Source organism: Blautia caecimuris (assembly GCF_024622975.1).
GTDB lineage: Bacteria > Bacillota > Clostridia > Lachnospirales > Lachnospiraceae > Blautia_A > Blautia_A caecimuris.
This window is the reverse complement of record NZ_JANJZT010000003.1, coordinates 50,300-66,221: the sequence shown is the minus strand read 5'-3', so window position 1 is coordinate 66,221 and position 15,922 is coordinate 50,300. Positions and strand designations below refer to the sequence as shown.

General features: G+C 44.9%; 10 protein-coding genes and 1 tRNA gene. All 11 read left to right on the top strand.

The features are described from left to right. Positions 1 to 9: 9 nt before the first annotated feature. On the top strand, positions 10 to 963 hold the full coding sequence (locus NSA57_RS02945) for a glycosyltransferase family 2 protein (RefSeq protein ID WP_257463963.1): 954 nt from the start codon (positions 10 to 12) through the stop codon (positions 961 to 963). A gap of 110 nt (positions 964 to 1,073) precedes the next feature. Then, complete coding sequence (locus NSA57_RS02940; protein ID WP_257463962.1) at positions 1,074 to 2,477, top strand: undecaprenyl-phosphate glucose phosphotransferase; 1,404 nt, start codon at positions 1,074 to 1,076, stop codon at positions 2,475 to 2,477. A gap of 19 nt (positions 2,478 to 2,496) precedes the next feature. Further along, positions 2,497 to 4,056 carry an LCP family protein gene (locus tag NSA57_RS02935; protein ID WP_257463961.1) on the top strand — a complete coding sequence of 520 codons (1,560 nt, stop codon included), beginning with the start codon at positions 2,497 to 2,499 and terminating at the stop codon, positions 4,054 to 4,056. An 87-nt stretch (positions 4,057 to 4,143) separates the two neighbouring features. Further along, on the top strand, positions 4,144 to 5,073 hold the full coding sequence (locus NSA57_RS02930; RefSeq protein ID WP_257463960.1) for a glycosyltransferase family 2 protein: 930 nt from the start codon (positions 4,144 to 4,146) through the stop codon (positions 5,071 to 5,073). Positions 5,074 to 5,188: 115 nt separating this feature from the next. Next, positions 5,189 to 6,619, top strand: a complete 1,431-nt coding sequence (locus tag NSA57_RS02925; protein ID WP_257463959.1) for a S1C family serine protease — start codon at positions 5,189 to 5,191, stop codon at positions 6,617 to 6,619. Between the two features lie 135 nt (positions 6,620 to 6,754). Beyond that, a complete protein-coding gene (gene clpX / locus NSA57_RS02920; protein WP_257463958.1) occupies positions 6,755 to 8,182 on the top strand; it encodes an ATP-dependent Clp protease ATP-binding subunit ClpX in 1,428 nt (475 codons plus the stop codon). Between the two features lie 26 nt (positions 8,183 to 8,208). Next, on the top strand, positions 8,209 to 8,859 hold the full coding sequence (locus NSA57_RS02915) for a zinc ribbon domain-containing protein (RefSeq protein ID WP_257463957.1): 651 nt from the start codon (positions 8,209 to 8,211) through the stop codon (positions 8,857 to 8,859). A 255-nt stretch (positions 8,860 to 9,114) separates the two neighbouring features. Continuing rightward, complete coding sequence (locus NSA57_RS02910; protein WP_257463956.1) at positions 9,115 to 10,878, top strand: hypothetical protein; 1,764 nt, start codon at positions 9,115 to 9,117, stop codon at positions 10,876 to 10,878. A gap of 155 nt (positions 10,879 to 11,033) precedes the next feature. Then, positions 11,034 to 11,117, top strand: a tRNA-Leu gene (locus NSA57_RS02905). A 236-nt stretch (positions 11,118 to 11,353) separates the two neighbouring features. Beyond that, positions 11,354 to 12,430: a carbamoyl phosphate synthase small subunit gene (locus tag NSA57_RS02900; RefSeq protein WP_147598377.1), complete on the top strand. Its 1,077-nt coding sequence runs from the start codon at positions 11,354 to 11,356 to the stop codon at positions 12,428 to 12,430. Then, positions 12,430 to 15,645 carry a carbamoyl-phosphate synthase large subunit gene (gene carB / locus NSA57_RS02895; RefSeq protein ID WP_257463955.1) on the top strand — a complete coding sequence of 1,072 codons (3,216 nt, stop codon included), beginning with the start codon at positions 12,430 to 12,432 and terminating at the stop codon, positions 15,643 to 15,645. The genes NSA57_RS02900 and carB overlap by 1 nt, the downstream gene beginning before the upstream one ends. Positions 15,646 to 15,922: the final 277 nt, after the last annotated feature.

Sequence of the window (15,922 nt, the reverse complement as noted above, 5' to 3'; positions counted from 1 at the left end):
GGAGGAGTTATGGAAGTATCGGTAATCATACCGAATTATAACGGGATTGCGTTTCTGGACAGTGTACTTGGAAGTCTGGAAGGGCAGACCGCAAGAAATTTTGAGGTTATTTTTGTAGACAATGGCTCCACAGACGGAAGTTGTTCTTTTGTGGCCGGAAATTATTCCTGGGTCCATATCATAGAGCTTCCTGAAAATTATGGCTTCTGCAGAGCTGTGAACGAGGGAATCCGTGCTGCAAAGGCCCCTTATGTTCTGCTTCTTAACAATGATACAGAAGTGGCTGAGGATTTTGTGGAACAGATGCTCAGCGCCATACGAAGACACAAAAACGCATTTTCCTGCGCAGCCAGAATGGTTCAGTATCATGACAGGGACAGGCTGGATGATGCAGGAAATTATTACTGCGCTCTTGGGTGGTCTTTTGCCAGAGGAAAAGGAAAAGATATCCACACCTACGAAAAGGAAGAGCAGATTTTTGCCGCCTGCGGCGGAGCTGCTATTTACCGAAAAAAAATACTGGAAAAAATCGGGTATTTTGATGAAGAACATTTTGCGTATCTGGAGGATACGGATATTGGATACAGGGCCAGAATTTACGGCTATGAAAACTGGTATGCTCCTGAAGCGCTGGTTTATCATGTGGGAAGCGGCACAAGCGGTTCCCGGTACAACCAGTTTAAGACAAGATATTCTTCCAGAAACAATGTATATCTGATCTATAAAAACATGCCCTTGCTTCAGATCATTCTGAACCTTCCGTTTTTGCTTCTTGGCTTTGGAACAAAGCTTTTGTTTTTTACGGTAAAAGGAATGGGAAAGGAATATCTTGCAGGCATCAAAAACGGGTTCAGTATCAGCAGACAGGGGAAAAAAGTAAAATTTTCTATGAAAAATCTGCCTCATTACGCAAAGATCCAGGTGGAGCTGTGGATCAATATGTTCCGGAGACTGGCAGCGTAAAGTGTTTATTACAGAGTTTCACTGAAATTTTATAAAATAAACCTTAAGAAAACATTGATTTTGAAGAACAACTATTATAATATAGATGAAATGGATTGAGGTGTCAGAGATTGATTCAGGATAATCAGAAGAATTTCAGCCGCCTTCAGATGCTGATAGATGTAATTGTACTGGCAGTTTCCTATGTAAGCGCATGGTTTTTGCGCTTTATGGGACCTTTTGCCTATTCGGCAGAAAAAGGTCTGAGCTTTGAACAGTACATGTTGCCTCTGATTTTCATTATACCGGGCTATCTGCTGTTATATCAGGCATTTACTCTTTATGAGCCTCTTCATATGCAGGGGCGCAGGCTTATGCTTGCCAATATCATCAAGGCAAATGTGTTGGGAATGCTGGCTTTTGTATTCCTTTTATATATGCTGAAAGAGAGTGATTTTTCCCGACTGACAGTATATATTTTCTGTGTGGTCAACATTCTGCTGGAATGGGGCGTCCGTATGCTCATCTTTGCTGTCCTTAGAGACATGCGAAAAAAAGGTCTGAATCAGAAGCAGATCATACTGGTGGGCTACAGCCGTGCAGCGGAGGAATATATTGACAGGATTGAGGCAAATCCTCAATGGGGATATATTGTCAGAGGAATTCTGGATGACAATGTTCCCGCAGGCACTATGTATAAGGGGATCAAGGTGATCGGCAGAATTGCCAATCTGACAGTGATACTTCCTGCCAACAGGCTTGATGAGATTGCCATCACTCTTGGGCTAAGCGAATATTACCGTCTGGAAGAAATTGTTGCCATGTGTGAGAAGTCAGGCGTGCATACAAAATTTATTCCGGATTACAATAAGATTATTCCCACAAAGCCATATACAGAAGATATTTTGGGACTCCCGGTGATCAATATCCGGTATGTGCCGCTGAGTAATACCTTTAATGCTATGGTGAAGCGGGTAATGGATATCTTTGGCTCCATTGCAGCGATCATTGTATCTTCTCCGGTAATGGCGCTGATGTGTATACTGATAAAAGCAACTTCACCGGGGCCACTGATCTACAAACAGGAACGGGTAGGGCTTCATAACAAAACTTTCTGGATGTATAAGTTCCGTTCCATGGAGATCCAGCCGGAGGCAGAAGAAAAGAAAGCATGGACAGTCAAAAATGATCCCCGTGTAACGGGAATCGGAAAGTTTATGCGCAGAACAAGTATTGACGAGCTTCCTCAGCTCTTTAATATTCTGAAAGGGGATATGAGCCTGGTGGGACCAAGACCGGAGCGCCCCTTCTTTGTAGAGAAATTCAGAGAAGAAATTCCAAGATATATGGTAAAACATCAGGTTCGTCCCGGCCTGACAGGATGGGCTCAGGTAAATGGATACCGGGGAGATACATCCATCAGGAAACGTATTGATTGTGACCTTTATTATATTGAAAACTGGAGCATTGGTTTTGATATTAAGATTTTGTTCCTGACAATTTTTAAAGGTTTCATTAATAAAAATGCATATTAAAAAGATAAGGGGAAAGAAGATGGCAAAACCAAGGTCAAAGACAAAAAAGATACTGTTTGCAGTTGAGATCATTGTACTCCTTCTGTTTATCGGAGGTCTGTATGTTTACGGACAGCTCAACTCCAGACTGGACAAGCTTGAAAAGCCCAAGACAGAAAACGCGCAGCCCATAGAGGTAAACCAGGAAGTACAGGATTCTATCAATGCGGAAGAATCAAAACTGACAGGATATACCACCTATGCGCTGTTTGGTATTGACCACAGAGATAAAAGCGCTACCGGCGGCATGAACAGTGATACCATGATCATTGCAAGTGTAAATAATGATACAAAGGATGTAAAGCTTGCATCTGTATACAGAGATACACTTCTTAATGTTTATGATGATACTTATTCCAAGGCAAACGCGGCCTATGCGAAAAGTCCGGAAGCAGCAGTTAATATGCTGAACAGAAACATGGATCTGAATATTACAGATTATGCTACTGTGAATTTTTCAGCTCTCACAGAGATTGTTGATGCACTGGACGGTCTTGACATCGATATGTCCTACGCAGAGATCGTGCACATGAACAGTTATTGCGAAGAGACTTCAAAAGAAACCGGTAAGCCGTATGAACCGATCGAACTTCCGGAAAGACCTGAGGACATTGAAAAGATTGATTACCGTTTTCATCTGAACGGTGTGCAGGTAACCTCCTACTGTCGTATCCGTTATACGGCAAGTCTTGATATGGGACGTACAGAGAGACAGCGTAAGGTTATCCAGCTGATCGTTCAGAAAGCAAAAAAGGCAGGACTTCCTACGATCTTTAAGGTAATGGATGCTGTGTTCCCAATGGTATCCACATCCATGGATAAAACAGAAATCCTTCAGCTTCTGCCTACAGTGATCGGCTACAGCCTGAATGAGACAACCGGTTTCCCGTCAAGCATTAAGTTTTCCAATGTAAAGGGAAGCGTAATCGTTCCTACAAAAGAAGGTACCTCAGAGGCAGACCTTGTATCCAATGTAATTGCTCTTCACAAATTCCTTTATGGAGACGAAGCATATACACCGTCCAGCACAGTTCAGGAGATCAGTGCCAAGATTGCTGAGATCGTCAGCGGACTGGGTGAACTGGAGGATACACAGAAGATTACTGCTGAGGATGAGAATACAGCAAACGACAGTATTATCTTTGAAAACGATGGTTCTGGATGGGTTGACAACAGTACAGATTGGGTAGATCCGGGAACCGGAGATGACGGAAGCAGCGACTGGGTAGATCCGGGAACCGGAGATACCGGTGGTGGAGATACTGGCAGTGGAGATACCGGAAGCGGTGATGTTGGCGGTGGAGATACCGGTGGCGGAGACGTTGGCGGTGGAGATATCGGTGGCGGTGATGCTGGCGGTGGAGATATCGGCGGCGGAGACGTTGGCGGTGGAGATGCCGGTGGCGGAGACGTTGGCGGTGGAGACATCGGAGGCGGAGACGCTGGCGGTGGTGATGTTGGCGGCGGCGACATGGGCGGCGGAGATGCCGGCGGTGGAGACGGTTTCGTAGATGAGGGAACCGGAGAAGAAGTTATGTAATCAAAGTTATAAGAAAAGGGAATTTCTTAAAAAGAAATTCCCTTTTTGCCAGTTTGGGACAAAGGAAAACCAGAAAGAGAGAAAAACATGAAAAATGAAAAAATTGATGTGATCATTCCGACATACCACCCAGGCAAAGAATTTGCAGCTCTCCTTGAATGTCTGGAACAGCAGTCCTGCCCTGTCAGCAGGATCATTGTTATGAATACAGAGGAACAGTTCTGGGATACCAGGTGGGAAAAAGAGCATCCCTGTCTTGAAGTTCATCATTTGAAAAAAGAAAATTTTGACCATGGAGGAACCAGAAGACAGGCGGCAGAGCTTTCTGATGGAGATGTTATGGTTTTTTTGACTCAGGATGCGATGCCTGCTGATAAAAATACTGTCAGCCATCTGGTAAAGGCCCTGAACAGTCAGGAGAATATCGGAGCTGCATATGCAAGGCAGCTTCCGAATTCTTCCTGCAGTTTTGTGGAAGCATATACAAGATCCTTTAACTATCCGGATCAGTCAGGGGTAAAGACAAAAGATGATCTTCCCGTTCTGGGAATTAAAACTTTTTTCTGCTCCAATGTATGTGCTGCCTACAAAAAAGATATTTACAGGAAACTGGGAGGATTTGTGGAAAAAACCATTTTTAATGAGGACATGATCTATGCGGCAGACCTTATTCACGCCGGATATGGAATTGCATATGCTGCGGATGCAAAAGTTGTTCATTCTCATAATTATTCCTGCAGCCAGCAGTTTCACCGGAACTTTGATCTGGGAGTTTCCCAGGCTCAATATCCGGAAATTTTTGATGGAGTTCCATCTGAGGGAGAAGGACTCCGCCTGGTAAAAAAGACCTTTTCCTACCTTGTAAAACATGGGAAATGGTATCTGATTCCCGGATTTATCATACAGAACGGGTGTAAATATGCAGGATATTTTATGGGAAAGCGCTATAAGAAGTTATCGAAAAAAATGATCCTCCGGTGCACCATGAATCAGACATACTGGAATGAATCAAAATAATAAAATGATTTTCGGGAACACTGTTTTTTAAAGGTATTATCACATTTTGAACACAATTCCCTGATACACTTGTGTCATAACAATAAGAAAGTGGTGAAGGGAGGGAAGAAAGCCCATGGATTATGAAAAGGATCAGGATGTCAGTGATTCCGGAATGCATGAGATACAAAGCAGTGAGCCGCCCCGGTACGAACATTATCAGATGCACCGGCACAGCGGAAGAATGGAGCAGAAATCCCCTGTAAAACCAAAAAAGAAAAATAATCCGGGAAAGAAGATTGCAGAAACCATAGCTCTGGCAGTGGTGTTTGGAATAACAGCCAGCGCGGTGTTTCAGTGTTCCAATACAGTTGCAGAAAAATATTTCAGAAAAGAGACAGAAGCTGTTCAGCTTTCTGACGGCAGCGCAGAACAGACCGGACAGACAGCTGCTCCGTCAGGAGAAGCTTCCACAACGGCAGGAAGTGTGGCAGAGGTGGCAGAATCAGCAATGCCGGAGGTAGTTGCCATTACTTCTGTAAGCATTCAGGAGATTCCAAGCTTTTTCGGGGCTTACGGGTTCAGTCCTTATGGGACAGTAGAACAGTTTTCCAGTGAGAGCAGCGGATCAGGCATTATTGTAGGCGAAAACGAGGATGAGTTTCTAATCGCAACCAATAATCATGTGGTAGAGGGAGCAACTACACTGAGCGTGTGTTTTATTGGTGATGATGTGGCAAATGCAGAGGCGGAAACAAGAGATCTGGCAAGCGGAGACATTAATGTGGAGGATGCAGTCAGCGCAAAGATCAAGGGAACTGATAAGGGAAATGACCTAGCAGTAATTGCAGTACAGAAGTCAGATATTCCAGAGGATACCCGTTCAGAGATCAAGGTGGCTCAGATCGGCGATTCGGATGGGCTTCAGGTTGGAGAACAGGTAGTTGCCATTGGAAATGCACTTGGATATGGTCAGTCAGTTACCTCAGGATGGGTCAGCGCTCTGGATCGAAGCATTTCCAGCGAAGACGGAACAACTACCACAGGGCTGATACAGACAGATGCCGCCATTAATCCCGGCAACAGTGGGGGCGCTCTTCTGAACATGAAAGGGGAGCTGATCGGAATCAACTCCGCCAAATATGCTGCAGATGCAGTAGAAGGAATGGGATATGCAATTCCCATATCAACAGCCAGCCCCATTCTGGAAAAGCTTATGAACCGGCAGACAAGAGATAAGCTGGATGTTTCAGAGTCCGGTTATCTTGGAATCAGCGGAGGCGATCTGACAACAGAGGCAGTGCAGATGTTTGGTGTTCCGGCAGGAGCTTTTGTCCGTGATGTGGATGAGGGCGACGCTGCGGAAAGAGCCGGCCTTCAGAAAGGTGATGTGATTGTGGAGCTGGATGGTCAGCCGGTAACGGGAAGTGACGATCTGGCGGAAAAGCTTTCCTATTATGCAGCAGGGGAGACGGTAGAAATGGTCATTGCAAGGGCTGTCAACGGAGAATACGTGGAGCAGACAATGGAAGTGACGCTGGATGCAAGACCCTCTTCCGGATATTGATCAGAATTTTTATAAAAACTTTAGTTTACAGGCACAGAGGTTATGATATAATGGACGCATAGGTGGCAGAATCCTGAAGAAACAGAGCTGACCACCTGTGCGTTTTGTATTATGACAGAACGGAAAGGAGTTTATATGACAGACAAATACGAAGATGAGGTAATTCAGGAAGAGGATCACGAGAATAAAGATGAGAACAGACGTGGTCCGGAAAAGTTTTGTTCCCTTTGCCGGAGATCTGAACGGCAGGCGGGCAGGATGATTGATCTTCCAAATAATATACATATCTGTTCAGACTGTATGCAGAGAAGTTTTGACACCATGAATCAGCAGATGAGCAGCGGAAAGTTTAATTATAATGATATTTTTAACATGCCGGGTGTAAGCATGGTTGATCTGGGCAGCTTCCAGAATCAGATGTCGCAGCAGCAGAGCGCTCCCAAGAAGAAAAAAGAAGAAAAGCACAAACCGGTTCTGGATCTGAAAAAGATTCCGGCTCCTCATAAGATCAAGGCTGCGCTGGACGAATATGTGATCGGGCAGGATTATGCAAAAAAGGTAATGTCAGTTGCAGTTTATAATCATTATAAGCGTGTAGCAACAGACACCATGGATGAAATTGAAATTGAAAAATCCAACATGCTGATGATCGGCCCGACAGGAAGCGGTAAGACTTATCTTGTAAAAACACTTGCAAGACTTCTGGATGTGCCCCTTGCTATTGCAGACGCTACCTCCCTTACAGAGGCAGGCTACATTGGCGATGATATTGAAAGTGTGGTATCCAAGCTGCTTGCAGCTGCAGATAACGATGTGGAAAAAGCAGAGCACGGCATTATTTTTATTGATGAAATCGACAAGATCGCCAAAAAGAAAAACACCAATCAGAGAGATGTAAGCGGCGAGGCGGTTCAGCAGGGAATGCTGAAGCTTCTGGAAGGCAGTGAAGTGGAAGTGCCGGTAGGGGCAAACAGTAAGAATGCAATGGTTCCGCTGACAACTGTGAATACAAGAAACATTCTGTTTATCTGCGGAGGAGCTTTCCCGGATCTGGAAAACATTATCAAGGAACGACTGAACAAACAGGCGTCCATCGGATTTTATGCTGATCTGAAAGACAAGTATGACAATGATCCCCATATTCTGGAAAAGGTTACTGTAGATGATATCAAAAGCTTTGGCATGATCCCTGAGTTCATCGGCCGTCTGCCGATCATCTTTACCCTTGACGGACTGTCTGAGGATATGCTTGTGAAGATACTTATGGAGCCGAAAAATGCCATTTTGAAACAGTATCAGAAGCTTCTTGCCCTGGATGAGGTGAAACTGGAATTTGACGAGGGAGCTCTTCATGCTATTGCGGCAAAAGCTATGGAGAAAAAGACAGGAGCCAGAGCACTGAGGGCGATTCTGGAAGAATACATGCTTGATATCATGTATGAAATTCCCAAGGATGACAATATAGGACAGGTTGTGATCACCAGAGAATATATTGAAGGAAACGGCGGACCGAAGATCCTTCTGAGAGGGCAGGAAATTCCGCTTCTGGAAACAGCTCAGTAAATGGTGACCGGAAAGGAGAAACGGTTATGGCAAAAGATTTTTTTGAAGAACTTGGAGAAGCAATCACAAAAACAGCAAGAGAAATCGGCGGACGCGCAGAGGTTCTGTACGGAACTCAGAAGCTGAAAAATAAAATATCCGGCGAGGAAGGACAGATTCAGAAGATTATGGAAGAGCTGGGAAAAGTTCTTTACAGAAGATACCGGGAAGGCGTGCCGCTGGATGATCTGCAGAGGCGTCTCTGCGAGCAGATTGATCAGAGGATGACAAGGATCGAGCAATATAAAGAAGAGATGGCAGGAGTCAGATCAAAGAAGGTGTGTCCGTCCTGCGGAACAGTCGTAGATCAGGACGCAGCATTCTGCCATCACTGCGGAGCAGCCTGCACAACAAAGGAAAAGGAAGAGGCGGCAGGCAGCGTCATTGACGGAACAATGGATGAGACTGTAAAATCAGAAGAAGCTCCGGCGTGGAAGGTTACTGCAGATACATCAGAACCGGAAAAAGAGAATACAGCGGAAGAACCGCAGAAAGATCCGGTTTCAGAAGAAGTTGCGGAACAGTCAGAGTCAGAGATGTCCACAGAAACTGAAGAAGCAGATCAGAAAATCCTGACGCAGGAAGCAGAAGAAAAACAGCCGGAAGCTGAAATATCAACAGAACAGCCGGAAATGTAAGAAAAGCTGATCTCTGAAGCATCAGGCGAGCGGTCGGAAATGCCAGAAGAACTGACCTCTGAAGTTCAGAAGAAACAGTCAGAATCTGTAAAAACAGAAGAAACATCGGAAGAAAAAACAAGAACAGAAAAAATGCCTGAAATTCCGGAGGGATAGTCAGAGCAGTCAGTTTTACAGGAAGCTGTATATCCTGAAACAGAAAATTCAAGTGATACAGCGAATGTGTAAGATCAAAACATTTTGAGGGGAAAATTAATGAAAACCAGATTTCTGGCAGTCATAGACAGAAAACGAAAAAGCCCGTGGTTTGCCCTGGGGGTAAATCTTATGGCAATGCTGGCGATGACGCTTGTTATGCGCCCGTCTTTTGAGACAAATGATGATATTGTTTTTGCCGAGTTTGGAAGTGGACTGCGGGGAGTGAAAACTCCCCGTCTTGTATTTCAGAATTACATTCTCGGACTGGTATACCGTCTCCTTTATCAGGTTACAGGCAGACTGCCCTGGTATACGATTGTGCAGTATGCAGTGCTTGTGGCAGCTTTCAGTGCAGTGACCTATGTATTTATGAACCGGCTGAAAGGCTATTGGGGCTTATATTTGTCTTTCATTCTTTTGTGGGTGTTCGGCTATGAAAGCTATATTCATATTCAGTTTACAAAAACAGCAGGAATAGCGGCGGCAGCGGCTGTACTGCTTCTTTTTCATATGATCACATCTGAAAAATTCTGTGTCTGGGAGACGGTGGCAGGTTTTCTTCTGGGACTGACCGGCTTTATGTACAGAGAGGATCAGTTTTTTGCCAGCAGCGCGCTGATGGCAGGTGTTGGTATTTATTTTATTTTTACACTTAAAAAACGCTTTCCGGGAAAAGAATGGAAACGGTTTGGCCTGTGTGCAGGTATCTTTGGGATGCTGCTGCTTGCTGTGTTTGCTGTGGACTGTACGGACAGACTGATGTATAAAAATCCTCAGTGGCAGGAGTATCAGAGGTTTAACAATCTGAGATCAGAGCTTCTGGATTATGGATTTCCGGATTATGAATCCAATCAAACTTTATATCAGGAGCTGGGAATTTCCAGAGAAGCATATGAGCTTTACAGAACCTGGAACTTTAATGATCCGGACAAATTTACCACAGAGGTTATGGAGAAGCTGGCAGAGCAGAAGCCGGAAAAGATACTCTCCGGAAAGGTGATCCATTCTTTTGTAAAGCGATTTCCAGGTGATGTGCTTCAACAGAAAGCATTCTGGATTGTTTTACTGCTGTTTGTACTGTGGCTGTTTTTTGGAAAAAAGGGATATGCTGCGTGGTTTGGACTTGCCGGAGAGCTCTGTATGCTGGGAGGACTGAATTTTTATCTTTATTTTCAGGGAAGATATCTGGTAAACAGAGTAGACGTAGGGCTGTGGTTCAGCGTATGTCTCACAATGGCGTGGCTATTGGCAGATTCTGTAAAAGAGCGTGAGAAAGCAAAAGAGCGTTCAAAAGGCAAAGTAGGTGCTTTATCTGTTCCTACTGTTTCTATGGAAAAGATTTCCGGAAGGTGGGGGCTTGTTTTATGTGCAGCAGTTCTTCTGATTGCACAGAGTTTCTGGTATGATGACTGGAGGCTGACTACCAGAGAGATTCCCAAAGCGCGGGTAAGTCAGCGGGCAGTACTGGAAACCATCGGAACAGACAAAGAGCATGTATATCTTGCAAAAAGCGGCACGGTATCAGAGATTGTATGTTACGGACCTTTTGACCCCATGCCGGAAAATCTTCTGGATAATCTGTACTGGCTCAGTGGATGGGAATGCAGAACCCCGGGGATTGTAAAGGAGATGCGGGAACACGGGGTCACAAATCCATATAAAGATATGATCGAAAATAAAAAGGTTTATCTAATTGACGATAATATTCAGCTGACCCTGGATTATATCCGGCAGAATTATGACAAAAATGCAGAGGCGGTATTTGTGAAAACGCTGGGAAACGTGGATTTATATCAGATTCAGGGTAGCGTCCGGGAATAAAATCCCTGTAAAACAGGCGGAAAAACAGGCTTTTGCAGGGATTTGAAAAAAATTCGCGAATTTTTAAAAAAAATTAAAAAAACCTATTGACTTTTATTAGAACATGAGGTATTATAATCAAGCAGTCGCGAGAGAGCGGCTGATAAATAAGAAATGCAGGAGTGGCGGAATTGGCAGACGCGCAGGCTTCAGGTGCCTGTGGTCGCAAGATCGTGTGGGTTCAAGTCCCATCTCCTGCATTATTTTTTTGTGTATCGGGAAGCCCTTAGTTCAGCTGGGGCTCCCGATTTTTTCGTGTTATGAAAGAAATAATTTCCTGGCCACCAATGGTTAAGGCTGCTTCGGCTTCCTGGATTGAATCAGAATTATTTTCAGCGAAACATAATTTTTTTCAGCTACTCTTTATGTTGAAAAAGAAAGTTTCTTGTGATATAATCTTGAAGATTTAGGATAAAACAAGAGAAAGGGAGATTGTATGAAAGCATTTCTGATATTAGAAGACGGCCATGTGTTTACAGGAACCAGTATTGGCGCAGCCAGAGAAGTAATCAGTGAGATCGTTTTTAACACATCTATGACCGGATATCTGGAAGTGATGACTGATCCGTCTTATGCTGGACAGGCTGTTTGTATGACCTATCCGCTGATTGGTAATTATGGAATTTGTTATGAGGATCAGGAGTCCAGGAAGCCGTGGATAGATGCATTTATTGTTCGTGAATTATCCCGTATCCCCAGCAACTTCAGAAGCGTTGACACCATTCAGCATTTTCTGGAAAAACATGACATTCCGGGAATTGCGGGCATCGACACAAGAGCCCTGACAAAAATCCTTCGTGAAAAGGGTACCATGAATGGTATGATCACAGTTGATGAAAACTATGATTTAGATGCAATTATTCCCCGTTTAAAAGCATATACAACTGGAAAAGTAGTGGAAAAGGTTACCTGCCATGAAAAAGAGATTCTGGAAGGCAAAGGACCGAAGGTGGCTCTGATGGATTTTGGAGCAAAACGCAACATTGCCCGCTCTCTTAATGAGAGAGGCTGTCAGGTGACGATTTATCCAGCTCTTACACCGGCAGAGGAAATTTTAAAAGATAATCCGGACGGAATCATGCTCAGCAACGGACCTGGGGATCCCAAGGAATGTACTTCTATTATAGAAGAAATCCGTAAGTTATATGAGTCTGATGTTCCGATTTTTGCAATCTGTCTGGGTCATCAGCTTATGGCGCTTGCCACAGGCGGAGACACTCATAAGATGAAATACGGACACAGAGGCGGAAATCATCCTGTAAAGGATCTTGCAACAGGAAGAGTTTATATTTCTTCTCAGAATCACGGATATGTGGTGGATGCAGAGCAGCTTGAGGCGAAAAATATTGCAAAGCCGGCATTTGTGAATGTAAATGACGGTACCAACGAAGGTATGGCCTATGTAGGTAAAAATATCTTTACCGTGCAGTTCCATCCGGAAGCATGCCCGGGACCGCAGGATTCCAGTTACCTGTTTGACCGATTTATGGAAATGATGGGAGGAAACAGATAATGCCGAAAAATAAAGACATTCATAAAGTTCTTGTGATTGGTTCCGGTCCGATTATTATCGGCCAGGCAGCAGAGTTTGATTATGCAGGTACTCAGGCGTGCCGTTCTCTGAAGGAAGAGGGCATGGAGGTTGTACTTCTTAACTCCAATCCGGCAACCATTATGACAGATAAAGATATTGCTGACCGCGTATACATTGAGCCTCTGACTGTAGAGGTGGTAGAGCAGCTGATCCTGAAAGAAAAACCGGACAGTGTGCTTCCTACACTGGGAGGTCAGGCCGGCCTGAACCTTGCAATGGAGCTGGAAGAAAAAGGCTTTTTCAAGGAGCATAATGTACGTCTGATCGGTACTACTGCAGAAACGATCAAAAAGGCAGAGGATCGTCAGGAATTTAAGGATACTATGGAGAAGATCGGTGAGCCGGTTGCAGCCTCCAAAGTAGTAACAACAGTGGAAGACGGTATTGCATTTACAAAGACTATCGGATATCCGGTTGTTCTCCGTCCTGCCTACACTCTTGGCGGCAGCGGCGGCGGTATTGCCAACAACGAATACGAACTGAGAGAGATTCTCGAAAATGGTCTTCGTCTTTCCCGTGTAGGCGAGGTCCTTGTAGAGCGCTGCATCGCAGGCTGGAAAGAGATTGAGTATGAAGTAATGCGCGACAGCGCAGGAAACTGCATTACAGTCTGCAACATGGAGAACATTGACCCGGTAGGCGTTCACACAGGCGACTCTATTGTAGTTGCTCCTTCTCAGACTCTTGGAGACAAAGAATACCAGATGCTTCGTACTTCTGCCCTGAATATTATCACAGAGCTGGGAATCACTGGCGGATGTAACGTTCAGTATGCGCTTCATCCGGAGAGCTTTGAATACTGCGTTATCGAGGTAAATCCCCGTGTAAGCCGTTCTTCTGCTCTTGCAAGTAAGGCTACCGGTTATCCCATCGCCAAGGTTGCTGCAAAGATCGCTCTTGGCTATACACTGGATGAGATTCCAAACGCCATTACAGGAAAAACCTATGCAAGCTTTGAGCCGATGCTGGACTACTGTGTTGTAAAGATCCCGCGTCTGCCATTTGACAAATTTATTACTGCAAAAAGAACTCTGACAACTCAGATGAAAGCAACCGGAGAGGTTATGAGTATCTGTCATAACTTTGAGGGAGCTCTGATGAAAGCTATCCGTTCTCTGGAGCAGCATGTGGACAGCCTTATGTCCTATGACTTTACCGGACTTACTGAGGATCAGCTGATTGAGGAGCTGGCTGTTGTAGATGACCGCCGTATCTGGAAAATTGCGGAAGCCATCCGAAGAGATATTTCCAAAGAGTACATCCACCGCATCACAAAGATCGACCGCTGGTTCATTGACAAGATTGCAATCCTTGTTGAGATGGAGCAGGCGCTGAAGACCCAGCCGCTGACAGGAGAGCTTCTTCTGGAAGCAAAACGCATGGAATTCCCGGATTATGTGATCGGAAATCTCTGCGGCAGAACAGAGGCTGAGATCAAAGCTCTCCGTGAGGGCTACAACATCCGCGCTGCCTATAAAATGGTAGATACCTGCGCGGCAGAGTTTGCGGCAGCAACACCATACTATTATTCTGTTTACGGCGGACCGGATACAGAAAATGAAGCAGTTTCCACACCGGATAAGAAAAAAGTTCTTGTTCTCGGTTCAGGTCCGATCCGTATCGGCCAGGGTATTGAGTTTGACTTCTGCTCTGTACACTGTACCTGGGCTTTTGAAAAAGAAGGCTACGAGACAATTATTATCAACAACAATCCTGAGACTGTCAGCACAGACTTTGACATTGCAGACAAGCTGTATTTCGAGCCTCTGACACCTGAGGATGTAGAAAATATCGTAAAAATCGAAAAACCGGACGGAGCGGTCGTTCAGTTCGGCGGACAGACTGCCATCAAGCTGACAGAAGCGCTGATGAAAATGGGCGTGAAGATTCTCGGAACATCTGCAGAAGACGTAGATGCAGCAGAGGACCGTGAGCTGTTTGACGGCATCCTGGAGCAGTGCCAGATTCCGAGACCGAAGGGAGATACTGTATTTACTGCTGAGGAAGCAAAAGAAGTTGCTAACAGACTGGGATATCCGGTTCTGGTACGTCCTTCCTATGTTCTTGGCGGACAGGGAATGCGTATTGCAGTCAGCGATGAGGATGTAGAAGAATACATTGGAATCATTAACCAGATCGCGCAGGATCATCCGATCCTGGTAGATAAATACCTGATGGGCAAAGAGATCGAGGTAGACGCTGTATGTGACGGCGAGGACATTCTGATTCCTGGTATCATGGAGCATATCGAGCGTGCGGGAATCCACTCTGGTGACAGTATTTCCGTATATCCGGCACAGACTATCAGTGAAACTGCAAAGGAAACCATTGCAGAGTACACACGTCGTCTTGCAAAAGCGCTTCACGTTGTAGGTATGATCAATATCCAGTTTATTGTATGCGGCGAAGAAGTGTATGTAATCGAGGTAAATCCACGTTCCAGCCGTACTGTTCCGTATATCAGCAAGGTAACAGGAATTCCGATCGTGCCGTTGGCAACAAAAGTAATCCTGGGCTATAAGCTGAAGGATCTGGGCTATGAGCCGGGACTTCAGCCTGAGGCAAAACATTTTGCCATTAAGATGCCGGTATTCTCCTTTGAAAAGATCCGCGGCGCAGATATCAGCCTTGGACCTGAGATGAAATCCACCGGAGAGTGCCTTGGTATTGCAGAGACCTTTAACGAGGCTCTTTATAAAGCGTTTATCGGAGCAGGAATCAAGCTTCCGAAGCACCGCAACATGATCATCACTGTAAAAGAGGAAGATCATGAGGAAGTTGTTCCGATCGCAAAACGTTTTGAAGCTCTTGGCTACCGTATTTATGCTACAAGAGGAACTGCAAAGGTTCTGAAAGAAAACGGCATCAAGGCAATCCGTACCAACAAGCTGGAGCAGCCTGCGCCAAACCTTATGGACCTGATCCTGGGACACAAGATCGACGTTGTAATTGATACTCCGCCTCAGGGGGTAGAGCATCAGAAGGACGGATTTGTGATCCGCAGAAATGCCATTGAGACAGGTGTAAATGTACTGACCAGTCTTGATACTGCAGAGGCTCTTGTAACCAGCCTTGAAAATACAGACCTTAATAATCTGACTCTGATCGATATTGCAACGATCGCAGACAGATAAAAACAAATATGAACCGGGGAGGCACAGACTTCTCCGGTTTTTATTTACCAGGAATTCAGGGAGTTTGAAACGGATATGTCCGTTTGGTTTTGGGAAAGGAAAGTTTCGTCCGGGATTATCTGCGACTGTTACATTGCAGACTATTTCCAGCAGAATATTACCTGTGAACAGTGTTGCTTTATTCTTTAATGAGAGTAAAAATTGTGTTATACTTACAGTGTCCGGGGTGGATAAAATCTTTGTAAAAGAAGAAAAATGCCCGGCATAAAATAAAAAT

What these genes read in the sequence shown, in the direction of transcription:
- NSA57_RS02945 (WP_257463963.1), top strand. Translation starts at nt 10, where the DNA reads ATGGAAGTATCGGTAATCATACCGAATTATAACGGGATTGCGTTTCTG.
- carB (WP_257463955.1), top strand. Translation starts at nt 12,430, where the DNA reads ATGCCGAAAAATAAAGACATTCATAAAGTTCTTGTGATTGGTTCCGGT.
- NSA57_RS02930 (WP_257463960.1), top strand. Translation starts at nt 4,144, where the DNA reads ATGAAAAATGAAAAAATTGATGTGATCATTCCGACATACCACCCAGGC.
- NSA57_RS02910 (WP_257463956.1), top strand. Translation starts at nt 9,115, where the DNA reads ATGAAAACCAGATTTCTGGCAGTCATAGACAGAAAACGAAAAAGCCCG.
- clpX (WP_257463958.1), top strand. Translation starts at nt 6,755, where the DNA reads ATGACAGACAAATACGAAGATGAGGTAATTCAGGAAGAGGATCACGAG.
- NSA57_RS02915 (WP_257463957.1), top strand. Translation starts at nt 8,209, where the DNA reads ATGGCAAAAGATTTTTTTGAAGAACTTGGAGAAGCAATCACAAAAACA.
- NSA57_RS02900 (WP_147598377.1), top strand. Translation starts at nt 11,354, where the DNA reads ATGAAAGCATTTCTGATATTAGAAGACGGCCATGTGTTTACAGGAACC.
- NSA57_RS02935 (WP_257463961.1), top strand. Translation starts at nt 2,497, where the DNA reads ATGGCAAAACCAAGGTCAAAGACAAAAAAGATACTGTTTGCAGTTGAG.
- NSA57_RS02925 (WP_257463959.1), top strand. Translation starts at nt 5,189, where the DNA reads ATGGATTATGAAAAGGATCAGGATGTCAGTGATTCCGGAATGCATGAG.